Here is a 22050-nt window from a genome sequence, read left to right as displayed (position 1 = left end):
GGCCCGGGCGGGACGGTACGACGGCACCACGGACTCGCGGAGGCGGACATGCGGCGGAGGGACCCCGGGCGGGACCGCCGGGACGGCCTCGGCGCCGCCCGCCGCCGGGACGAGGTGGGCCCGGACCGCCGCCCGCAGGACCACGGCCCCGTCCGGTACGGTCCGCCGCTCCCCGCCGACGGCCTGCCCGTGCTGCCCGAACTCTCCGCCGTACTCGCCGCCGCCGCGGGCCGCGCCGACGCCCAGCCCGTCGGCGGCGCCCCCGCCCTGCTGGAGGCGGCCTGCGGCTACTGGACCCGCCGCGGACTGTCCTGCGTCCCCGACCGGATCGCCGCGGGTCCCGGCGCCCCCGCCCTGCTGCTCGCCATCACCGCCGCGCTGGCCGGCGACGGCGCCGACATCCTCGTACCCCGCCCCTGCGCCGCCTGGTGGGCACCGTACGCCCGGCTCCTCGGCCGGCCCGTCTTCCATGTGCCGACCCCCGCCGAGAGCGGCGGCGTCCCCGACCCGTACGCCCTGCTGGAGACCGTGCGCCGGGTCCGTGCCGAGGGCGGCGACCCGCGGCTGCTGGTGCTGTCCGTCGCCGACGACCCCACGGCCACCGTCGCCCCGCCCGAGCTGCTGCACGAGACCGTCGAGGCCGCCACCGCCGAGGGCCTGCACCTGGTCAGCGACGAGACCTGGCGCGACACCCTGCACGCACCGCACGAGACCGTCCTGCTCAGCCCGGCCGAGATGTGGCCCGACGAGGTCACCGTCGTCACCGACCTGGCCGGCGCCCTGCTGCCCGCCGGCTGGCCCGCCGCCGTCGCGCGCTTCCCGGCCACCGCGGCCGGACGGCAGCTGCACGCGCGCGTGCTCGACGTCCTCACCGCCCTCGGCGCGCGGCTCGCCGCACCCGTCGCCGCGGCGGCCTGCTACGCCCTCGACGAGCCGCCGCCCGTCACCGGACGCCGGGAGGCCGCCGTCCGGCTGCACGCGCGCGTGGCCGCGGCCGCCCACGCCGCCGTGGTCGCCGCCGGCGCGCTCGCCCGGCCCCCGCAGGCCGGCCGCCACCTGTACGCCGACCTCGGGCCACTGCGCGAACCGCTGGCCGCCCAAGGGGTCGGGGACGCCCAGGAACTGGAGGACTTCCTCACCGCCCGGCTCGGCATGCCCGCGCCCGGCGGCCACCGCTTCGGCGACGACCTCGGGGCACTGCGCGTACGGCTCGCCACCGGGCCCCTGCTGGGCGGCACGGACGAGGAGCGCACGGAATGCCTCGTGACCCCCGCGCCGCTGGAACTGCCGCAGGTGCACGGCGCGTTGGTGTCCCTGAGGTCGGCCTTCGACGATCTCCGCGACGACGCTCAGCGATGGGAGCCTCCTCGATGACGCAGCAGACGCACGAGCCCGGCCCGGCCACGGCACCCGGCGCGCCCGGCACGCCGGCCCCCCTCGCCGCCCCCTTCCCCCCGCTGGCAGAGCCCCGCCCGCTGGGCGAGCACCGGGTGTGGCCGCGCACCTTCCACGACCGGCTGACCGCGCCGCTGCCCGGTCTGAAGGCCCTCGCCCGGTTCGCCCGCGAAGGCGCCGTGCGCCCCGGCCCCGACGGCCTCGCCGACATGTCCCGGGTGCCCTGCGAGCCGGGCCCGCTGCCCCGTGTCGACACCCGCACCCTCGCCGTCACCTGGGCGGGACACGCCAGCTGGATCGTCCGGATCGGCGGACTGACCGTCCTCACCGACCCGGTCTGGTCCCGCCGTATCCTCGGCACCCCGGCCCGCATCACCCCCGTGGGCGTGCCCTGGGAGGCCCTGCCACCCGTCGACGCGGTCGTCATCAGCCACAACCACTACGACCACCTGGACGCCCCCACCCTGTGCAGACTCCCGCGCGACACCCCGGTGTTCGCGCCCGCGGGCCTCGGCCGCTGGTTCCGCCGCCGCCGGTTCACCCGCGTCACCGAGCTGGACTGGTGGGAGGGCGCCGAACTGTCCGGCACCCGCTTCGACTTCGTCCCCGCCCACCACTGGTCCAAGCGCACCCTCACCGACACCTGCCGCAGCCTGTGGGGCGGCTGGGTCCTCACCGCCCCGGACGGACAGCGCCTGTACTTCGCCGGCGACACCGGTTACGGCCACTGGTTCTCCCGCATCGGCCGCCGCTACCCCGGCATCGACCTGGCCCTGATGCCCATCGGCGCCTACGACCCCCGCTGGTGGCTCAGCGACGTCCACTGCGACCCCGAGGAGGCGGTCCAGGCCACCCTGGACCTCGGCGCCCGCCGCATGGCCCCCATGCACTGGGGCACGTTCATCCTCTCGGCGGAACCGGTCCTGGAACCGCTCACCCGGGTACGGGCCGCCTGGGAGAAGGCGGGGCTGGAGCGCGAAGACCTGTGGGACCTCCCGGTCGGCGCTTCGCGGGTGCTGGGCTGAACAGCGGCTCCGCGAGCGACCCCCGCGCCGCGCCCCGAGCCCTCACCCGGCAGCCCGGACCCGCCGCCAGACGCCGGGCGCCGCGCTGATCACGACGGTCAGCGCCACCGCCAGCACGACCCCCTCCCACGGCTCCGCGAACAACGAACCCCCCACGATCCCGATCACCTGGTACGTGGCCGCCCAGGCCAGGCACGCCGGCAGATTGCCCCGCGCGAACCTCCGCAGCGGCCACTGGGCCATCAGGCACGCCAGCATCACCGGTATCCGCCCCGCGGGGACCAGCCGGGACAGCACCAGCACGGCGGTCCCGTGCTCGGCCAGCTTTTCCCGCGCCCCCGCCAGCCGCTCCTCCGGCGCCCGGGCCCGGATCGCCGCCAGCCACCGCGACCCGCTCCTGGACCGCAGCCCGCGCCGGCCCAGCCAGTACAGCGCCGCGTCCCCCAGGAACGCGGCCAGCGACGCCGTCACGAACACCAGCGCCGGCGCGTACGGCGCCCGCTGGTGGAACGCGACCACCGCCGCCGAACTCACCAGCGCGCCCGTCGGCACCACCGGCACCAGCGCGCCGATCAGCACCAGCAGGAACAACGACGGATAGCCCGCCGCCTGCTGTGTGGTCTCGGGGGCCACGGCGGCCGACGCGGCGGCGAGCCAGGTCACCGCGCGACCTCCAGCCGCACACTCTCGCCGTGCGCCAGCTTGTGCACCGCCACCTGCGGCGCGGCCACCGCCGCCAGCCGTACGAACTCGTCACCCGGCGTATGGAACTCGTGCGGGCGCACGGCGTCCATGCCGATCGGCCAGTACGTCCCGTAGTGCACCGGCACCGCGAGCCGCGGCGCCAGCCGGGCCAGCGCCCGCGCCGCCCGCCCCGCGTCGAGGTGCCCTTCCCCGAGATACGGCCCCCAGCCGCCCACCGGCAGCAGCGCCGCGTCCACCGGGCCGACCCGCTCGGCCATCTCGTCGAACAGCCCGGTGTCGCCGGCGAAGTAGGTCCGCGCCTCGCCCTCCACGACGTACCCCAGCGCGGGGGAGCGGCGCGGGCCCACCGGCAGCCGCCGCCCGTCGTGCAGCGCCGGCACCACCCGGATCAGCACCTCGCCCACCCGTACCTCGTCGCCGGGCACCACCTCGGTGACCCGCAGCTGCCGTAGCCGGCGCAGTCCGGGCACCGCCCGTGGTGCGCCCCGGGGCACGAGCAGGCGCGTGCCCGGGGCGAGGCAGGCCAGTGAAGGCAGGTGCAGATGGTCGGCGTGCAGATGCGAGACCAGCGCCAGGTCGGCGCGGCGGGCTTCGGCGGGCGGCACGGCACCCCGGCGGCGGCGCAGGTGCGCCAGCCGGCGGGCGAACAGGGGATCGGTGAGCACCCGGATGTTCGTATCCTCCACCACGCAGGTGGCGTGACCCCACCAGGTGATCTCCACCGGCACCTTCTTTCGCCTCCTTCGCGCGACTCCCCGAAGCCTACGGGCAGGAGTAGGGTCGGCGGCGAAAACGGGAGGTGAGGGGACGCCATGAGACAGCCGCGAGGGGTTTTCGGCACGCTCGCGCCGGTGCGGGTCACCGCCATCGCGAGCCTGACGCCCCTGGAGGAGCTGGAGGCCGACCCCTTCCTGGTGGACTCCCGGAGCCAGCACGCGATGTGCGCCCGCTGGGCCGCCGAGCGCGGCTACGTCATCGCCCGGGAACTCCTCGTCGGCGGTCTGCGTTTCGATCACTGCGCGCTGTGGGAGGGGGTGCGCCCCGGGGTGGACGTGTTCGTCGCGCCGAGCCTCAGGGTGCTGCGCCGGGCCCTGTCGTCGGTGGAGGAGTTCACCGCCGAGTGCGCGCGCCGGGGCGTGCGCGTGGAGACGGTGGGGCGCGCCGAGCCGGCGTACGACGCGCAGATGAAGGCCCGGGTGCACCGCCGCCTGTCCATGCCGACGGCCGGTTACGACGGCCGGTGACCCCGTGACCCCGTGACCCCGTGACCTCGGTGACCCCGGCGCCCCGTGTGACAAGGTGGAGCCGGGCCCGACCGGCCCACCGGAGTGAGAGGAGGGCCCTCCCGGCCCGAGGGGCGGGAAGGGCCCGGTTGTGAGGTGTACGGCGTGCGGGGCATGCGGTGGCGGCGGACCGCCAGTCAGGTCGGACGAAGCGTCGCCGTGTGGGCGGTCTCCACCGTCACCATGCTGGTCCTCGCCGGGCTCCTGCCCGACTTCCGGCTCCAGTCCGCCGACGGCGGCAGCGTCACCCGAAACGCCCTGGCCGCCGCCTGCGGTGCCGGCGCCTTCGGCATCCTGTCGGCCGTGGTCTGGCCGCTGCTGGTCCGTCTGCTGCTGCTGGTGCCGGCGTTCGTCCTCGGCCTGCTGGTCTTCTTCCTCAACGGTTCCCTGCTGCTGCTCGCCCTGCGCGTCAACCCCTCCGGCCGGGGCGAGGCCGCGCCCGAGACCGCGGTCATCGTGGCTGCGGTGATGTCCGCCGTCGCCTCCGCGACCGGCGCGGCCCTCGCCGTGCGCGACGACGAGGCCTACCGCCGCCGGCTGCACCGCCTCGCCACCCGCGGCCGTCGCGCCCACCCGCCCTGCCCCACCACCCCCGGCCTGGTCTGCGTCCAGCTCGACGGCGTCGGCCACGACGTCCTCACGGACGCGGTCCACAAGGGCCTGATGCCGACGGTCGCCCGCTGGCTGTCCCCGGCCGGCGAGCCCGTCGAACCCACCACACAGGGCATACGCCCACCGACCGGCGGGACGCGCCCGGGCACGGCCGGCACACGGCCGGTGGGCGGGGCCGCCGGGGGCACGGGTGAGGACAGTGCGCGTCCGGCGGCCGGTGGGGTGCGTCCGGGGACGGAGGGCGCACGGCCGGTGGGCGGGGCCGCGGGGGGCACGGGTGAGGACAGTGCGCGTTCGGTGGCCGGTGGGGTGCGTCCGGGCAGGGATGGCACACGGCCGGCCCGTGGCGGCTCGGGGCCGGAAGCCGACGGCATACGGCCGGCCCGCGTCGGCTCCCGCCCGGCAGCCGACGCGATGAGACCGACCGAAGACGGCCCGCACCCGGCAGCCGCTCCCGGCCACCCCACTCACGGACCGACCGCCGCCTGCTCCGCCCACGGGGCCACCACCGCCTGCTCGGCCCAGGAGCCCATCGCCGCCCCCGAGGCCACAGCCCCTCGCTCCGCCCACGGGGCCACTGTCGCCCAGGAGGCCACAGCCCCCCGCCCGGCCCAGGGCCCCACCGTCGCCCCCGAGGCCACAGCCGCCCGCTCCCCCCACGAGACCGGCGCCCCCCTCCCCGCCCCCGCGCCGCCCGCCTACCGCCTCACCCCCTGGCGTACCGACTGGTCCAGTCAGACCGGTGCCAGTCAGCTCGGGATTCTGCACGGCAGCACCTTCGACGTGCCGGCCTTCCGCTGGTACGAGAAGGACCGCGGCGAGGTGATGGTCAGCAACCGTCCGACCAGCGCGGCCGAGCTCCAGCGCCGCGCCGCCCTGCGCACCGGTCACGACGGACTGCTCGCCGTCGACGGCGCCAGCCGCGGCAACCTCTTCAGCGGCGGCGCCGGCGAACAGGCCCTGGTGCTGTCCATCGCCACCCGCCGCCGCGGCCGCGACAACCGCTCCCGGGCCGGCTACTTCGCCTACTTCTCCGACCCCGCGAACGCCGTCCGCACCGCCCTGTCCTTCGTCGCCGAGGTGGCCCGCGAGATCGGCCAGTCCACCCGGGCCCGGCTGCGCCGGCAGCGCCCGCGGGTCGGCCGGGGCGGCCTCTACCCGCTGATCCGGGCCTTCGCCACCGTCGTCGAACGGGACGTCGTCGTCGCCGCGGTCATGGGCGACATGCTCGCCGGCCGCACCGCCGTCTACGCCGACCTCGTCGCCTACGACGAGGTCGCCCACCACTCCGGCCCGCGCAGCCGCGACGCCGAGAAGGTCCTCCAGCGCCTCGACCGCTGCCTGGCCCTGCTGGAGCGCGTAGCCGAGCACGCCCCGCGCCCGTACCGGATCGTCGTGCTGTCCGACCACGGGCAGAGCCCCGGAGAAACGTTCCGCTCCCGCTATGGCCTCACCCTCGGCGACCTGGTCCGGGCCGGCTGCGGCCTGCCCGTGCCGCGCCGGGCCGAGCAGACGCACAGCGGTGCCGAGGCCCGCGCCGCCGTCCGCGCCGCGCTGCGCCGCCCGGTGGAGGAGAAGGGCGAGGACCACCGCCCGGGCCGCCGTCGCGAGCCCGTCGTACTGGCCTCCGGCAACCTCGGCCTGGTCTCCTTCCCGGACGTCCCGCACCGGATGACCAAGGAGGAGATCGACGCCCGCCACCCCGCCCTGCTCACCACCCTCGCCAACCACCCCGGCATCGGCTTTTTGCTGGTGCGCAGCGAGCGGCACGGCGGCGTGGTGCTCGGCGCGTACGGCGCGGAGATCCCGCTGGACCGGCTGGACGAGGAGCCGGGCCCGCTGGCCCGCTTCGGCCCCGGTGCCGCCGACGCCGTCCGCCGCACCCACTCCTTCCCGCACACCGCCGACATCATGGTCAACTCCGCCTACGACCCCGCCGACGGCGAGGTCCTCGCCTTCGAGGAGCAGATCGGCTCGCACGGCGGTCTCGGCGGCGCCCAGTCCCGGCCGTTCCTGCTCGCTCCGGCGGAGTTGTCCCCGCCGGCCGCCGACGGGACGGAACCGGTCGGCGCCGAGCAGATCCACCGCATACTGCGCCGCTGGCTGGACGAGCTGAACGGCCCCCAGGTACCGCTGGCCCCCGCCCCCGCCGCCGCCGAGGAGGAGGAAGAGGAGGCGGGGAAGGCCGCCTGACGACGGTTCGACGCCCGAGGCGGAGCGGACTTCCGCCTTTGGCCCCCGGCCCCCGGCCCCCCGGCGCACGGCGGACCGCGAGCCGGGTTCGCTCCCGGCGGGTGGCAGGCCGCGAGCCGGCTTCCGCTCCCGGTACGCGGCGAACCTCGGTGCGACCGGTCCGCACGGCCCGGCACAACAAGCGCGACCGGCGCGCACGGCCCGGCGCGACCGGCGCGCACGGTCTGCGGGTCCCATCGGCGATCCGGCCACGCCCCACCGCCCCCCGGCGCGTTCTCGGCTAGGCCGTATGTGCGAGAGCGCGATCGCATGACAGACTGCTGCCCGCGTTCATCGGCACGTAGGGGAGGGCGTGGCTGTGAGTGAGCGGCGGGCTGCGCCCACCGTGGGCCAGGTGGTGCTCGGCAAGCGGTTGCAGGAGCTGCGGGAGACCGCGGGCCTCAGCCGCGACGAGGCCGCCCGGGTCCTGAGGGTGGCGTCGGCGACCGTGCGGCGGATGGAGACGGCCGAGGTCGCGCTGAAGATCCCCTACGTACAGGTGCTGCTGACCACCTACGGGGTGCCGGACGAGGAGGCGGAGGCTTTCGTCCGGCTGGTGGAGGAGGCGAACCAGCCCGGCTGGTGGCAACGGTTCCACGACGTGCTGCCGGACTGGTTCAGCCTGTACGTCAGCCTGGAGGGCGCGGCCCGGATCATCCGCTCCTACGAGCCGCACTTCGTCCCCGGCCTGCTCCAGACCGAGGACTACGCGCGGGCGGTGATGGAGGCGGGCACCGTCGGGCAGACCTCCCCGGAGACGGTCGACCGGCATGTGTCGCTGCGCATGGAACGGCAGCGGCTGCTGGACCGCGCCGACCCGCCCCACCTGTGGGTGATCATGGACGAGACGGTGCTCAGGCGCCCGGTGAGCACGAACCCGAAGGTGCTGCGGGACCAGCTGGACCGGCTGCTGGAGTACGCCGAGCGGGACCGGGTGACGCTCCAGATCGCCGAGTTCGCGGCGGGCCCGCACCCGGGGACGTACGCGCCGTTCACGCTGTTCCGGTTCGCCGAGCCGGAGTTGCCGGACATGGTGTTCACCGAGTACCTGACCGGCGCGCTGTATCTGGACGCGCGCCGCGAGGTGGCCGCGCACCTGGAGGTGCTGGACCACATGACGGCCCGCGCCGCGTCCGCCCGGCGCACCCTGAAGCTGCTGCGGGAGTACCGCGAGCACCTGTGACCCGGAGCCCCCGCCCGGCGTGACCCGTACGGGTCTCCGGACAGGTGGCCTTCCGGGGCAGCCCCTAGGTTCTGAGGTACGGGGTGAACCGAGGGAGCGCACGTGACCGATACGCGGAGACCGCCCAGGGAGCCCGGCGCGGCCCTGCTGTCCGCCGGCCGCTTCTTCCGGCCCGGCACGCCCGCGCCCGACCTGCACAGCGTCACCCTGACCGGCGGCCGGCAGGCGGACGCCTTCTACCGGGACCGGTGGAGCCACGACAAGGTGGTGCACTCCACCCACGGCGTGAACTGCACCGGCTCCTGCCGGTGGAAGGTGTACGTCAAGGACGGGATCATCACCTGGGAGACCCAGGAGACGGACTACCCCTCCGTGGGCCCGGACCGGCCCGAGTACGAGCCGCGCGGCTGCCCGCGCGGCGCCGCGTTCTCCTGGTACACCTACTCGCCCACCCGCATCCGCTACCCCTACGTCCGGGGCGTGCTGCTCCGGATGTACCGGGAGGCGAAGCACCGGCTGGGTGACCCGGTGCTGGCCTGGGCGGACATCCAGAACGACCCCGAGCGGCGCCGCCGTTACCAGCGGGCGCGCGGCAAGGGCGGCCTGGTGCGGGCGCGCTGGGAGGAGGCGGTGGAACTGGTCGCCGCCGCGCAGGTGCACACCATCAGGACCCACGGCCCCGACCGGATCGCCGGGTTCTCCCCGATCCCGGCGATGTCGATGGTGTCGCACGCGGCCGGCGCCCGCTACCACTCGCTGATCGGCGCCTCCATGCTGTCGTTCTACGACTGGTACGCCGACCTCCCGGTGGCCTCCCCGCAGGTCTTCGGCGACCAGACGGACGTACCGGAGTCCGGCGACTGGTGGGACGCCGCCTATCTGATCATGTGGGGCTCCAACGTGCCGGTGACCCGCACCCCGGACGCGCACTGGATGGCGGAGGCGCGTTACCGGGGACAGAAGGTGGTGGTGGTCTCACCGGACTACGCGGACGCCACGAAGTTCGCCGACACCTGGCTGCACCCGCACCCGGGCACGGACGGCGCGCTGGCCCTGGCGATGGGCCAGGTGATCCTCAAGGAGTTCTTCGTCGACCGGGAGACACCGTTCTTCACCGACTACGTACGGAAGTTCACCGACCTGCCGTTCCTGGTGACGCTCGCCGAGCGGGACGGGGCGTGGGTACCGGCCAAGTTCCTGCGCGCCACCGACATCGGCCGGGGCGGGGAGGGCGCGGAGTGGAAGACGGTCGTCCTGGACGAGACGACCGGCCGCGCGGTGGTGCCGAACGGCTCCCTGGGCTTTCGCTGGACCGAGTCCGGCGAGGGCCGGTGGAACCTGGAACTGGGCGACATCCGGCCCCGGTTGAGCCTGTACGGCAGCGAGGTCGCGGTGCCGGTGGAGGTGCTGCTGCCCCGGTTCGACACCGAGGGCGGGGCGCACGGGCAGGGGCGGGGCGAGGTGCTGCGGCGCAGCGTGCCGGCCACCCGGCTGGGCGGCGCGGACGGCCCGCTGGTGACGACCGTCTACGATCTGCTGCTGGCCCAGTACGGGGTGGCCCGGCCTGGGATGCCCGGCGACTGGCCCGCCTCCTACGACGACGCCCGCACCCCGGCCACCCCCGCCTGGCAGGAGACGCACACCTCCGTCCCGGCCGCCCAATGCGTGCGGATCGCCCGGGAGTTCGCGCGGACCGCCGAGCGCTCCCGGGGCCGCTGCATGATCATCATGGGGGCGGGCACCAACCACTGGTTCCACTCGGAGACGATCTACCGCGCCTTCCTCGCCCTGCTCCAGCTCACCGGCTGCCAGGGCCGCAACGGCGGCGGCTGGGCGCACTACGTGGGCCAGGAGAAGTGCCGCCCGGTGACCGGCTGGGCGACGCTGGCCGCCGCCTCCGACTGGTCGCGCCCGCCCCGGCAGGCGATCGGCACCGGATACTGGTACCTGCACACCGACCAGTGGCGCTACGACCGGTTCGGCGCCGATGTGCTCGCCTCACCGCTCGGGGAGGGCCGGTTCGCCGGGATGACCGCCGCGGACTGCCTGGCGCTGTCCGCCCGCGCCGGCTGGATGCCGTCGTACCCCACCTTCGACCGCAACCCGCTCGACCTGGGCGAGGTAAGCGGCGACCCGGTGGCGAAGGCGGTGGCCGCACTGCGCGCGGGCACCCTGAGGTTCGCCTGCGAGGACCCGGACGCCCCGGAGAACTGGCCGCGCGTGCTGACCCTGTGGCGGGCCAACCTGCTGGGCTCCTCGGCCAAGGGCGCCGAGTACTTCACCCGGCACCTGCTGGGCACCCACTCCTCGCTGCGCGCCGATCAGGCCGCGCCCGGCGAACGGCCCAGGGACGTGACCTGGCGGGAGCGGGCCCCGGAGGGAAAACTCGACCTGCTGCTGTCGCTGGACTTCCGGCACACCTCCTCCACGCTGCTGTCGGACGTGGTGCTGCCGGCCGCGACCTGGTACGAGAAGCACGATCTGTCCTCCACCGACATGCACCCCTTCGTGCACGCCTTCACCCCGGCGGTGGACCCGCCCTGGCAGGCCCGCACCGACTTCGACACCTTCAAGGCGCTCGCGGAGAAGCTCAGCGAGCTGGCCGTGGACCATCTCGGTGTCCGCAAGGACCTGGTGGCGAGCCCGCTCCAGCACGACACCCCGGCCGAGACCGCCCAGCCGGGCGGGGTGGTACGGGACTGGAAGCGCGGGGAGTGCGAGCCCGTGCCCGGCAGGACCCTGCCGAACCTGACCGTCGTGGAGCGCGACTACACCGCGATCGCCGCCAAGTTCGCCGCGCTCGGCCCGCTGGTGGAACAACTGGGCCTCGCCACCAAGGGGATCGTCCTGCGCCCGGACGCGGAGGTCGCACAGCTGCGGAGGTCGAACGGCACCGGGTTTTTGGGGCGGCCGTCGCTCGACACGGCCGTGAAGGCGGCCAACACCATCCTCGCCCTGTCCGGCACCACCAACGGGCGCCTGGCCACCGAGGGTTTCCGCACGCTTCAGCGGCGCACCGGGCGGCCGATGGCCCACCTCGCCGCCGAGCACGAGGGCAAACGGGTCACCTACGCCGACACCCAGGCGGCGCCCGTGCCGGTGATCACCTCGCCGGAGTGGTCGGGCAGCGAGAGTGGCGGCCGGCGCTATACGGCCTTCACGCTCAACACCGAGCACGGCAAACCCTGGCACACCCTCACCGGACGCCAGCACCTCTTCCTCGACCACGACTGGATGCACGAACTCGGCGAGGCGCTGCCGGTGTACCGGCCGCCGCTGGACATGCACCGGCTGTTCGGCGAGCCGCGCCTCGGTGCCGACGGACAACGGGAAGTGACGGTGCGTTACCTCACCCCGCACAACAAGTGGTCGATCCACTCCGAGTACCAGGACAACCTGTTCATGCTGGCCCTCTCCCGGGGCGGGCAGACCATCTGGATGTCCCCCGAGGACGCCGACGCGATCGGGGCGCGGGACAACGACTGGGTGGAGGCGGTCAACCGCAACGGCGTGGTCGTGGCCCGCGCGATCGTCTCGCACCGCATGCCCCCCGGCACCGTCTACATGCACCACGCGCAGGAGCGCACGGTGAGCGTGCCGAAGACGGAGACCACCCGGATGCGCGGCGGCATCCACAACTCCCTGACCCGGCTGCTGCTCAAGCCGTCCCATCTGATCGGCGGCTACGCCCAGTTGTCCTGGGCGTTCAACTACCTGGGCCCGACGGGGAACCAGCGCGACGAGGTGACCGTGATCCGCCGCCGCGGCCAGGAGGTCGAGTACTGATGCGTCCGATGGCCCAGATCGCGATGGTGATGAACCTCGACAAGTGCATCGGCTGTCACACCTGTTCGGTCACCTGCAAACAGGCGTGGACCAACCGGCGCGGCATGGAGTACGTCTGGTTCAACAACGTGGAGACCCGCCCCGGGCAGGGCTACCCGCGCCGCTACGAGGACCAGGAGAAGTGGCGCGGCGGCTGGGAGCTGAACCGGCGGGGCGCGCTCACCCTCAAGGCCGGCGGCCGGTTCAGGAAGCTCGCCGGGATCTTCTCCAACCCCCGGCTGCCGGAGATCAAGGACTACTACGAACCCTGGACGTACGAGTACCGCAACCTCACCGACGCCCCGCTCGGCGACGACTACCCGGTGGCCCGCCCGGTGTCGTCGATCACCGGGGACCCGATCAAGATCGAGTGGTCCTCGAACTGGGACGACAACCTCGGCGGCGCCCCGGCCTACGGCGACCTGGACCCGGTGGTCGAGCGCCTGCGCCAGGAGGCCTCCGAGAAGGTGCGGTTCGCCTACGAGCAGACGTTCATGTTCTATCTGCCGCGGATCTGCGAGCACTGCCTGAACCCCTCGTGCGTGGCCTCCTGCCCGTCCGGGGCGATGTACAAGCGGGCCGAGGACGGCATCGTCCTGGTCGACCAGGACCACTGCCGGGGCTGGCGGATGTGCGTGACCGGCTGCCCGTACAAGAAGGTGTACTTCAACCACGCCACCGGCAAGGCCGAGAAGTGCACCCTGTGCTATCCGCGCATCGAGGTGGGCCTGCCGACGGTGTGCTCGGAGACCTGCGTGGGCCGGCTGCGCTACCTCGGCGTCCTGCTGTACGACGCCGACAAGGTGACCGCCGCCGCCTCCGTACCGGACGACAAGGACCTGTACGAGGCCCAGTTGGGGGTGTTCCTCGACCCGGACGACCCCGGGGTGCTGCGCGCCTGCGAGGACGCGGGCATCCCGCGCGAGTGGACCGAGGCCGCCCGCCGCTCGCCCGTGCACGCGCTGGTCAGCCGGTACCGGGTGGCGCTGCCGCTGCACCCCGAGTACCGGACGATGCCGATGGTCTGGTACATCCCGCCGCTGTCGCCGGTGGTGGACGCGCTGTCCGCCACCGGGCACGACGGGGAGGACGCCGGCAACCTGTTCGGCGCCATCGACACCCTGCGCATCCCGCTGGAGTACCTGGCGGAGGTGTTCACGGCGGGCGACACCGGACCGGTGCGGGCCTCGCTGGGGAAACTCGCCGCGATGCGCTCCCACATGCGGGCCCTCAACCTCGGCGAGACACCGGACCCGGAGATCGCCGCGGCGGCCGGTATGCGCCCGGCCGACATCGAGGCCCTGTACCGGCTGCTGGCGATCGCCAAGTACGAGGAGCGGTACGTCATCCCGACCGCCGCCCTCGGCGACGCCCGCCGGCTGGAGGAGACGGCGGTGCCCGACGAGTGCAGCCTCGACCACGCGGGCGGCCCCGGCATGGGCGGCGACGGGCCGTTCGGCCGGGACTCCGGCCGCAGACGGCTGCCGCTGGTGTCGGTGGAGAACTTCCACCTGCTGCGCAGACGGCAGACCTCCGACGACGCGGAGGAGGCCTGATGCCCTCGGACGCGGTGCTCTACCAGGCGGCGGCCCTGTGCCTGACCTACCCGGACGACGACCTGATCACCCGGCTGCCGCTGCTGCGCGAAGCAGCCCCGCAGCTGCGGGAGTTCACCGACCACGCGGCCGTCACCCCGCTGTTGGACCTGGCCGCCCACTACGTGGAGGTCTTCGACCTCAAGAACCGGCACAGCCTGTACCTGAGCTGGTGGCACGACGGCGACACCCGGCGGCGCGGAATGTCCCTGGTGCGCTTCAAGGACGTCTACCGCCGGCACGGCCTGGAGTTCAGCGGCGAGGAACTGCCGGACTTCCTGCCGGCCGTGCTCGAGTTCACCGCGCGGACCGGCGACACCGGCCTGCTGACCGAACACCGCGCCGGCCTGGAGCAGTTGCGCACCCGGCTGACCGCCTGCGGCACACCGTACGCGGGCGTCCTGGACGCGGTCTGCGCCGCCCTGCCCGCCTCCCACCCCGGGGAACGCCGATGACCGTCCTGCTGTGGGGCGCCCTGCCCTACATCGCCTTCGCCCTGCTGGTGGCCGGCCTCGTCTGGCGCTACCGCTACGACAAGTACGGCTGGACCACCCGCTCCTCCCAGGTGTACGAGTCACGGCTGCTGAACATCGCCTCCCCGGTCTTCCACTACGGCATCCTGTTCGTGCTGGCGGGGCACCTGGTGGGTTTGTTCGTGCCGGTGTCCTGGACGGAGACGTTCGGCGTGGACGAGCACGCCTACCACCTGCTGTCGCTGTACGGCGGGACGGCGGCCGGGGCGCTGACGGTCGCCGGCATCGGGCTGCTCGTCTACCGCCGCCGCACCCGAGCCCCCGTCTTCAAGGCCACCACGGCCAACGACAAGGCGATGTACCTGCTGCTGCTCGGCGCGATCGGGCTCGGCATGGCCGCCAAGCTGGCGCACGCCGGCGGCGACGGATACGACTACCGGCGCACCATCGCCCCCTGGGCGCGCGGCCTGTTCACGCTCCAGCCGGACACGGCACTGATGACGGGTGTGCCGGTGCTGTACCAGGTGCACGCGGTGGTCGGCATGGTGCTGATCGCGTTCGTGCCCTACAGCCGGCTGGTGCACATGTTCAGCGCGCCGGTGCCGTACCTGTTCCGGCCGTACGTGGTCTACCGGACCCGGGACCCACGGCAGCTCGGCCCGCGTCCGGAGCGGCGCGGCTGGGAGCGCCTGGGCGGGTGAGTGCCCGACGACGGCGCCGGCCGCGCCCCCGGAGCGAGGGCGCGGCCCGCGAGCAGCGGAGCGAGGGTCAGGCCAGCTCGGCCGTCAGGGTGATCGTCGTACCGGCCAGGGCCTGGCTGACCGGGCAGTTCTTCTTGGCGTTCTCGGCGGCCGCGGCGAAGCCGTCCGCGTCCAGGCCGGGCACCTCGCCGCGCACGGTGAGGTGGATGCCGGTGATGCCCTCACCCGGCTGGAAGGTGACGTCGGCCTTGGTCTCCAGCCGGGTGGGCGGGGTGCCGGCACCGGTCAGGCCGTGCGAGAGGGCCATGGAGAAGCAGCTGGAGTGGGCGGCGGCGATCAGCTCCTCGGGGCTGGTCTTGCCATTGGCCTGCTCGGCGCGCGAGGGCCACGACACCGGCTGCTCGCCGATGCCGGAGGAGTCGAAGGTGACGGTGCCGCTGCCCTTGAGCAGCTCGCCTTCCCAGACGGTGTGCGCGGTGCGCGTGGTTGCCACGGTGGTTCCTTTCGCGAGGGTCGCGGTCTTTCCGGGGTTCCCGGTTCCCCCTATCCGATCACATCCCGGCCCGGCGCACTTCGAAGACCGGCCCACGCGGAGTGAACGGCAGGTGATGTCCCGGCGCCGGGGGCCGGTCAGCCGGCGAGCGCGCGCAGGTGGTCGGCGGTGGCCCGGTCCGCCGGCAGGAAGGTCTCGATGGCGAGTTCGGCGACCGTGATGTCCATCGGTGTGTTGAACGTGGAGATCGAGGACACGAACGACAGGATCCGCCCGGCGTGCTCCACGCGCAGCGGCAGCGCGAAGTACGGCACCGGTTCGGCCGGTTCGGCGCCGGGTTCCTCCCCGGGCACCGGATAGGCCGCCACCTCCTCGTACAGCGCGCGCAGCCGGTCCGAGCGGTGCAGGGCGATCTCCCGCTCCATCTGGGCCAGCAGGTGCCCGCGCCACTCCCGCAGATTACGGATGCGCGGCGCCAGCCCCTCCGGGTGCAGCGTCAGCCGCATCGCGTTCGGCGCCGGTGCCATCAGTTTCTCCGGCACCCCCTCCAGCAGCATGGTGATGCCCCGGTTCGCGGCGACGACCGTGTACCCGGCGTCGACCACCAGCGCGGGGTAGGGCTCATAGCCCCGGATGAGCCGCTCCAGCCCGTCCCGCAGCCCGTCCAGCGCCGGATCGTCCAGCGGGGTCTCCGGAAAGCGCGGGGCGTAACCGGCCGCCAGCAGCAGGGCGTTGCGCTCGCGCACCGGCACCTGGAGCCGCTCGGCCAGCCGCAGCACCATCTCCTCGCTCGGCCGGGACCGGCCGGTCTCGATGAAGCTGATGTGCCGCGCCGAGGAATCGGCGCGCAGGGCCAGCTCCAGCTGGGAGATCCGGCGCCGCTCGCGCCAGGCGCGCAGCAACGGGCCGACACCGGGGCCGGCGACGGGGGAGACGGTGCGGGCGGAGGCGGCAACGGTCATACGTGCGACCCTAGTCGAGGCCCCCTACGGCGACGAGCCCGTCCGAGAACCGGTACGCGTCGGTCCGCCGCCCGCACTCCGGGCGTGGCAGGCTGAGTGGCACACCCCCGGCAGGGAAGGGAGCGAACGACATGGCCGTAGCACCGCTGTCGCAGCAGGAGATCGAGGACCGCCTGGCCGGCTTGCCCGGCTGGTCGGTGCGCGACGGGCGACTCACCCGGACCTACCGGCTCGGCTCGCACTTCGCGGCCACCGCCCTGGTGGTGCACATCGCCGGCGTCCAGGACGAACTGGACCACCACTCCGACCTGACCCTCGGCTACGACTCCGTCTCCCTCGGCGTGCACACCCACAGCGCGGGCGGCGCCCTCACCGCCAAGGACTTCGAACTGGCCCGCAGGGTGGAGGACATCGCCCCAGGCCACGGGGCACACTGAGCGATGTGCTCGATTACGACAAAGAAGCCGAGTGCTACGACGCCTCGCGCGGCGGCGAGGCCCGGGCCGAGACGGCCGCACACACCGTCCTCGGTCTGATACCCCCCGGGCCCGGACGCCTCCTCGACGTCGCCTGCGGCACCGGGATCGTCACCCGGCGGCTCGCCGCCGCGCGCCCCGGACTGCGGGTGACCGGCGCCGACCTCACCCCCGCCATGCTCCACCGGGCGGCGGCCCGGCTGCCCGGCGCGGTCGTCCGGGCCGACAGCCGCCGACTGCCCTTCCCCGACGGCGCGTTCGACGCCGTCACCACCATCTGGCTGCTGCACCTGCTGGACGACCCGGAGGACCTGCGCGCGGTCGTCGCCGAGTGCGCCCGGGTGCTGCGCCCCGGCGGAATCTATGTCACCACCGTCGACAAGGCCGCCGCGCACAACGTCGGCAGCGACATCGACGCGGTCCTCGCCGACCGCCCGCGCCGGGCCGCGCCCGACGCCACCGCCACCGTCGTCGCCGAGGCCGCCCGGCACGGACTGCGGCCCGCCGGGCAGGGCTCCTTCCGCAGCCCCGGGCAGGGCCGCAGCCCCCGCCGCACCATCGCCGACCTGCGCCGGGGCTGGTTCACCCAGCTGCCGCCCGGCGAGCCGCGCACCGAGGAGTTCGCCGCCCGGCTGGCCGCACTGCCCGACCAGGAACGCCCGCGCGCCGACCCGGTGTTCCGCGTGCGCGCGTTCCGGAAACCGGCGCCGGCCTCGCCCTGAGCCGGTGTCGCACCGCGACCGGACCCCCGGACACGATTCCATCACGGAGTTTTCACATTCCGCTTCGAGAGGGGATCATGCGGAGATCACACGGCACGTCCCAGGGGGGCCCATGAGCAACGACTTCACACCACCGCCCATGCCGGGGTATGGGCCGCCGGTCCCTCCGCCCCCGCCGCCCGCACCGCCGGGGAAATCCCGTACCGCACTCGTCGCGGTGGCGGCGGCCGTGGTCGCCGCCGCGGTCTCGGCCCTGGTCACGGTCGGGGTGAGCGGGGACGCCGAGGCCGAGCCGGCGCCCACCGTGACCGTCACCGAGACCGCCGCCGCCGACGGCGCCCGGGCCGACGGCACGGCACCGGCCGCCGACGGCGAGGAGAGCGGGGACGGCAAAGACGGCGCGGACGGCGGGAGCGACGAGGACGGGGTCTACGCCCTGGACGACACCGCCGTCTACGAGCCGGCCACCGAGGTCGCCCTGTCCGGGCTCAAGCGGGCCGTGACCGGCGAGTACGCCGCGCCGGAGAACACGGCGTACCTCAAGTTCACCGTCAAGGTGAAGAACGGCGGCGAGAAGGCCCTCGACGTCACCCAGCTCACCGTCAACTGCTCCTACGGCAAGGACGGCAAGAGCAGCGAATCGGTCTTCGACTCCGACGCCGGCCTGGAGGGCGGCCCGGAGACCAAGCTGCTGCCGGGCCGTTCCCTGAACGTGCCGTGGGGCTGCGAACTGCCCAAGGGGGAGAAGCTCATCCAGATCGAGGTCAGCCCCGACTTCGAATCCGACGCGGCGATCTTCACCGGAACCGTCGCGTAGGGAACCCGGCGGGGATGCCGCTCGTGGACGGCACCCCCGCCGGGCCGGCTGATCAAGTCGGTCACGGGGGGTGGAGGCGCCTGAGGGCCGGGCGGCCCGCCCTGAGCGGTCGGGAGGGGGCCGCCCGGCCCGGGTGGCCCCGCCGTCCTGTGGCGGGGCCGGGTACGCGGAGCGCCGGCGGGGACTATTCGAGCAACTCCGCGTACGAGCCCATGGCCAGGGCGATGTCCGCCTCGGCCCAGAACCGGTGGTACGTGAACACGGGCGCCGCGCCGCCCTTGAGGTAGGCCTCGATCTTCGACCAGTTCGGGTCGCTCTTGTAGAAGGACCGCAGCGAGGAGAACGTGGACGAGGAGTTGATCGCGTCGCCGTTGGGCATGGTGCCGGTCCAGCCGCTCGGCACGTACACCTTCTCGTTGAACCGGCTGTAGTCGGTCCGGGTCTCGGGCACGGCGATGCCGAGGCTGTCCTGGTAGTTGCTCCACATGCCGTCCAGCAGCGCCTTCGCCGTGGACTTGGCCGCCGCGTCACCGGACTTGGCGGCGTAGTACGTCAGCGTCTTGGCGTAGGCGGCGGCCACGCCGACGTCGTCGGTGTAGTCGGCGACGGTGACGTGCAGCCCGCTGTTGGAGCCGGGGCTGGCGGCGTTCCAGGTGTCGGGCTGGCCCGACCACTGGAGGGTGGAGGGGATGCGGTAGGTGCCGTCCGGGTTGACCGTGGTCTTGGACAGCGCCCACTTCACCCACTTGTCGAGAATCGCCTTGGCCTGGGCGTTCCCGGTCTGCTGGTAGTACTCGGCGACCCGCTCCATCGACCACGCCTGGAAGCCGAACCACTGGTTGGACGGCGGGTCGTGGTAGACGGGCGCCGGGTCGTAGTACATGCCGTAGAAGGTGGAGGTGCCGGCGGGCGGGCTGGAGTAGCGGCCGGCCCAGCTGTTGGTGGCACCGCCCGCGATGCCGCCCTCGGAGGACTGCAGCCACTGGTAGAACTCCAGTTGCCGCTGGAGCGACTTGCCCCAGTCGCTCGCACCGGTGGCCGACTTGGGCTTCAGGTCGGCGACGGAGCTGAGCGCGTAGGCGGCCAGGGGGTTCTGGTAGCCGCCGTGGACATGGCTGGAGCCGATCCGCCAGGCCCAGCCGGCGGAGGTGTCGGTGGCACCGCCCCAGGCGTAGTACCAGGACAGCAGGTAGTGCGAGGCGTCCTTGCCGGTGCCGGCCGGGCAGGACGTGCTCGTGCAGTTGCCGATCTTCTTGAAGTACTTGTCGTACATCGCGTAGCGCAGGTAGTCGCCCATCTTGGCGGCCTTGGCGACCGTCGCGGAGACGTCACCGCCCTTGCCCTGCTGCTTGGCCCACACATCCGCCCAGTAGGCGGCCTGCACCGCGCGGGAGTCGGCGTCCGGGGCGTTGGTGAACTTCCACTGCTTGGCGTAGGAGCTGTCCCCGGTGAACAGGTCCAAATACCCGTTGCGGCCGCCGTACTTGAAGGCGTCACAGGTCGGCTGCGGGACCGTCTCCCAGACCGACTCCTGCGAGCCGCGCTGGAAGGTGTTGATGTACGACGGTCCGGTGGCCGTCGGGCCGGCCTCGCACTTGCCGGGCTCGTTGCCGTAGCCGTAGACGTTGTCCACGTCCTGGATCCAGTGCATGCCGTAGACGTCGTCCGTGTTGTACGCGCTCTTCAGTTCGCCGGCGATCGGGTCCGAGCCTACCGAGACCGAGGTGTCCAGCTTCGCCGGGTACTCGTTCGGGGTGTCCAGCTCGGGCGCGTAGGTGGCCGGCTTGGCGGCGTTGTAGAAGGAGTTCGTCGGCTGGTCGGCGTGCGTGGGGATCATGTACTTCTCCATGATCTCCCAGGCGCCGTTGAACTTCGACCAGTCGCCGGTGACCTTGCCGTACATCGCCTGGAGCCACAGCAGATAGCTGTACGCCTCGGACGTGGTCTCGTGACCGTGGTCCGGGGCCTCGACGATCAGCGTCTCCACCGAGTGGTACGGGACGCCCTCGGGGGAGAAGTAGCCGTTCGCCGGGTTGGTGATCTTCCCGTACAGATCCAGGAAGCGGGCGTCGTACGCCTTGGCCGCGGGCAGCTCGGTGACCGTGACCGTCGCCTTGGCGTGGCCGGTGGCGGACGCGGTGAAGGTCGCGCTGCCGGTGCCGGAGGAGTCGGCCGTGATGGTCACCGTCTGCGCGGTGTTCCAGTTCGCCGGGGTGAAGGTCAGCGAGGAACCACCGGTGACGGACAGGCCGGTGTTGCCGTCCGTGCGGGCCGTGCTCACCGTGACGTTCGCGCTCGGCTGCGTGGACAGCTTCACCGAGAACGTGCCCGACTTGCCCTGCTGGACACCCAGTTGGGTCGGCGAGGCGACCACGGCGGGGCCGGAGGCCACCGTGATGCCCACCGGGGTGGAGGTGCCGGACGCGCCCAGGCTGTCGTACGCCTTCGCCACCAGCGAATGACTGCCCACGGTCAGGCTGGAGACCGAGAGCGCGTACGGCGCGGTGGTGTCCGTGCCCAGCAGCGTGGTGTCGTCGTAGAACTCCACCTTGCCGATGGTCGCGTTGTCGGCCGCCGCCGCGGTCGCCGCGAGCGGGACGGCGGCCCCCTGGGTGTAGACCGCGCCCGCGCTCGGGCTGGTCAGCACGGTCACCGGGGGCTGGTGGGCGCCGGCACAGGTGGTGCCGTTGACGGCGAAGGAGGTGGGAGCGGTGTTGGCGCCGCTGTAGGTGAACTGGGCGCCGGTGGAGACGGCGGCGCCCGCGGCGATGGAGCCGTTGTACGAGGCGTTCTTCACGGTCACCGACTGGCCGGACTGGGACCAGGTCCCGTTCCAGCCGCCGGTCAGCTTCTGGTTGCCCGCGTAGGCGTACGTCAGCGTCCATCCGTTGATGGCGTCCGTACCGCGGTTGGTGATCGTGAGGTCGGCGGTGAAGCCCGAGCCCCAGTCGTTGGTCTTGTAGTCGACGCTGCACTGCACGGCGGCCGCGTGGGCGGTCTCCGCGCCGGTGGCGAGCATCGACAGCGGCAGGGCTAACGCGGCGGCCGCCGCGGTCCACAACCGACGCACGGCTCTGCGTCTGCGTCCGGGATCCATGTGCTGGTTCCTCCTTGCGGCTGCGGCTCGGGGAGAAGTCAAGGCTTGAACCAGTGGGAGCGCTCCCATAGTGAAGACGAGGTAACGCACGGTCAAGACCTGGACATGGCGAAAAGATTCGAGGGGCCCGATCGTAAAAAAGTAAAGCGAACCCCCTGGGCTTTCCGGCCGGTTGGCGCTACCTTCCTTCGCACCAGTGGGAGCGATTCCATCCCGTCGACGTGTCCGTCAGGGCGCGCCACACCGCGAGGACTCGCTCATGCGCCACCCCCCGTTTTCCCTACCCTCAGCCGTCACCGGCCGCCGTCTGCCCGGACGCGTCGGCGGGGCGGCGCACCGCGACGGCCCCGGGCCGTGGCACACCCGCGAATCCGGCGACCCGGCGGGCGGTCTTCCCGCCGCCCGCCACCCCTGCGCCCACGGCGGCACACCCACCGCGTACGGCGCCGGGCCG

The 22050-nt window shown here is 73.5% G+C and carries 17 protein-coding genes; 12 read left to right on the top strand and 5 right to left on the bottom strand.

Features of this window, described 5'->3' with window-relative positions; translation table 11 throughout:
- Window positions 1-48 precede the first annotated feature (48 nt).
- Both ABD350_RS02535 and ABD350_RS02530 read left to right on the top strand, forming a co-directional pair.
- On the top strand, window positions 49-1374 hold the full coding sequence (locus tag ABD350_RS02535; protein ID WP_344345987.1) for an aminotransferase class I/II-fold pyridoxal phosphate-dependent enzyme: 1326 nt from the start codon (window positions 49-51) through the stop codon (window positions 1372-1374).
- Window positions 1371-2420 (top strand): MBL fold metallo-hydrolase, encoded by a 1050-nt coding sequence (locus ABD350_RS02530; RefSeq protein ID WP_344345986.1) that lies wholly within the window; start codon window positions 1371-1373, stop codon window positions 2418-2420. The genes ABD350_RS02535 and ABD350_RS02530 overlap by 4 nt, the downstream gene beginning before the upstream one ends.
- Window positions 2421-2462: 42 nt before the next feature.
- Here the strand turns inward: ABD350_RS02530 and ABD350_RS02525 are convergent, their stop codons facing one another.
- Both ABD350_RS02525 and ABD350_RS02520 read right to left on the bottom strand, forming a co-directional pair.
- Window positions 2463-3083: a DedA family protein gene (locus ABD350_RS02525; protein WP_344345985.1), complete on the bottom strand. Its 621-nt coding sequence runs from the start codon at window positions 3081-3083 to the stop codon at window positions 2463-2465.
- Window positions 3080-3853 carry an MBL fold metallo-hydrolase gene (locus ABD350_RS02520; protein WP_344345984.1) on the bottom strand — a complete coding sequence of 258 codons (774 nt, stop codon included), beginning with the start codon at window positions 3851-3853 and terminating at the stop codon, window positions 3080-3082. Before ABD350_RS02520 ends, ABD350_RS02525 begins: the two co-directional genes overlap by 4 nt.
- Before the next feature lie 84 nt (window positions 3854-3937).
- Between ABD350_RS02520 and ABD350_RS02515 the strand changes: the two genes are divergently transcribed.
- The 7 genes from ABD350_RS02515 (at window position 3938) to narI (ending at window position 15029) form a co-directional block, all read left to right on the top strand.
- The gene (locus ABD350_RS02515; protein WP_344345982.1) at window positions 3938-4369 is read left to right on the top strand and encodes a hypothetical protein; all 432 of its coding nucleotides are present in this window, start codon (window positions 3938-3940) and stop codon (window positions 4367-4369) included.
- A gap of 153 nt (window positions 4370-4522) precedes the next feature.
- Window positions 4523-7213, top strand: coding sequence for a phage holin family protein (locus ABD350_RS02510; RefSeq protein ID WP_344346402.1), 2691 nt, complete (start codon window positions 4523-4525; stop codon window positions 7211-7213).
- Window positions 7214-7571: 358 nt separating this feature from the next.
- Window positions 7572-8435 carry a helix-turn-helix domain-containing protein gene (locus ABD350_RS02505; protein ID WP_344346401.1) on the top strand — a complete coding sequence of 288 codons (864 nt, stop codon included), beginning with the start codon at window positions 7572-7574 and terminating at the stop codon, window positions 8433-8435.
- 102 nt (window positions 8436-8537) lie between these two features.
- Complete coding sequence (locus ABD350_RS02500) at window positions 8538-12221, top strand: nitrate reductase subunit alpha (protein ID WP_344345980.1); 3684 nt, start codon at window positions 8538-8540, stop codon at window positions 12219-12221.
- Entirely contained in the window at window positions 12221-13816 is a 1596-nt protein-coding gene (narH, locus tag ABD350_RS02495) for a nitrate reductase subunit beta (protein ID WP_344345978.1), read from the top strand. The genes ABD350_RS02500 and narH overlap by 1 nt, the downstream gene beginning before the upstream one ends.
- Complete coding sequence (gene narJ / locus ABD350_RS02490) at window positions 13816-14310, top strand: nitrate reductase molybdenum cofactor assembly chaperone (RefSeq protein WP_344345976.1); 495 nt, start codon at window positions 13816-13818, stop codon at window positions 14308-14310. Before narH ends, narJ begins: the two co-directional genes overlap by 1 nt.
- The gene (gene narI / locus ABD350_RS02485) at window positions 14307-15029 is read left to right on the top strand and encodes a respiratory nitrate reductase subunit gamma (protein WP_344345974.1); all 723 of its coding nucleotides are present in this window, start codon (window positions 14307-14309) and stop codon (window positions 15027-15029) included. The genes narJ and narI overlap by 4 nt, the downstream gene beginning before the upstream one ends.
- Before the next feature lie 67 nt (window positions 15030-15096).
- Here the strand turns inward: narI and ABD350_RS02480 are convergent, their stop codons facing one another.
- Window positions 15097-15522: an OsmC family protein gene (locus ABD350_RS02480; protein WP_344345972.1), complete on the bottom strand. Its 426-nt coding sequence runs from the start codon at window positions 15520-15522 to the stop codon at window positions 15097-15099.
- Window positions 15523-15659: 137 nt separating this feature from the next.
- Window positions 15660-16484, bottom strand: coding sequence for a helix-turn-helix domain-containing protein (locus ABD350_RS02475; RefSeq protein WP_344345970.1), 825 nt, complete (start codon window positions 16482-16484; stop codon window positions 15660-15662).
- 131 nt (window positions 16485-16615) lie between these two features.
- On the opposite strand from ABD350_RS02475, the gene ABD350_RS02470 reads away from it, so the two are divergent.
- From ABD350_RS02470 to ABD350_RS02460, 3 genes are all read left to right on the top strand, one after another.
- On the top strand, window positions 16616-16921 hold the full coding sequence (locus ABD350_RS02470; RefSeq protein WP_344345968.1) for a 4a-hydroxytetrahydrobiopterin dehydratase: 306 nt from the start codon (window positions 16616-16618) through the stop codon (window positions 16919-16921).
- Between the two features lie 5 nt (window positions 16922-16926).
- The gene (locus ABD350_RS02465; RefSeq protein ID WP_344345966.1) at window positions 16927-17682 is read left to right on the top strand and encodes a class I SAM-dependent methyltransferase; all 756 of its coding nucleotides are present in this window, start codon (window positions 16927-16929) and stop codon (window positions 17680-17682) included.
- 112 nt (window positions 17683-17794) lie between these two features.
- Window positions 17795-18499 (top strand): DUF4352 domain-containing protein, encoded by a 705-nt coding sequence (locus ABD350_RS02460; protein ID WP_344345964.1) that lies wholly within the window; start codon window positions 17795-17797, stop codon window positions 18497-18499.
- Between the two features lie 184 nt (window positions 18500-18683).
- On the opposite strand, the gene ABD350_RS02455 is transcribed toward ABD350_RS02460, so the two are convergent.
- Window positions 18684-21596, bottom strand: a complete 2913-nt coding sequence (locus ABD350_RS02455) for a glycoside hydrolase family 48 protein (RefSeq protein WP_344345962.1) — start codon at window positions 21594-21596, stop codon at window positions 18684-18686.
- Window positions 21597-22050 lie beyond the last annotated feature (454 nt).

The sequence above is a fragment of the Streptomyces nogalater genome (assembly GCF_039532885.1).
In the GTDB taxonomy this organism is placed as follows: domain Bacteria; phylum Actinomycetota; class Actinomycetes; order Streptomycetales; family Streptomycetaceae; genus Streptomyces; species Streptomyces nogalater.
This window is presented reverse-complemented; position numbering and strand designations above follow the sequence as displayed.

Excerpts from the sequence above, each read along its gene's own strand:
- ABD350_RS02460 (WP_344345964.1), top strand. The coding sequence starts at position 17,795 with ATGAGCAACGACTTCACACCACCGCCCATGCCGGGGTATGGGCCGCCG.
- narH (WP_344345978.1), top strand. The coding sequence starts at position 12,221 with ATGCGTCCGATGGCCCAGATCGCGATGGTGATGAACCTCGACAAGTGC.
- ABD350_RS02475 (WP_344345970.1), bottom strand. The coding sequence starts at position 16,484 with ATGACCGTTGCCGCCTCCGCCCGCACCGTCTCCCCCGTCGCCGGCCCC.
- narJ (WP_344345976.1), top strand. The coding sequence starts at position 13,816 with ATGCCCTCGGACGCGGTGCTCTACCAGGCGGCGGCCCTGTGCCTGACC.
- ABD350_RS02510 (WP_344346402.1), top strand. The coding sequence starts at position 4,523 with ATGCGGTGGCGGCGGACCGCCAGTCAGGTCGGACGAAGCGTCGCCGTG.
- ABD350_RS02530 (WP_344345986.1), top strand. The coding sequence starts at position 1,371 with ATGACGCAGCAGACGCACGAGCCCGGCCCGGCCACGGCACCCGGCGCG.
- narI (WP_344345974.1), top strand. The coding sequence starts at position 14,307 with ATGACCGTCCTGCTGTGGGGCGCCCTGCCCTACATCGCCTTCGCCCTG.
- ABD350_RS02455 (WP_344345962.1), bottom strand. The coding sequence starts at position 21,596 with ATGGATCCCGGACGCAGACGCAGAGCCGTGCGTCGGTTGTGGACCGCG.
- ABD350_RS02515 (WP_344345982.1), top strand. The coding sequence starts at position 3,938 with ATGAGACAGCCGCGAGGGGTTTTCGGCACGCTCGCGCCGGTGCGGGTC.
- ABD350_RS02470 (WP_344345968.1), top strand. The coding sequence starts at position 16,616 with ATGGCCGTAGCACCGCTGTCGCAGCAGGAGATCGAGGACCGCCTGGCC.
- ABD350_RS02535 (WP_344345987.1), top strand. The coding sequence starts at position 49 with ATGCGGCGGAGGGACCCCGGGCGGGACCGCCGGGACGGCCTCGGCGCC.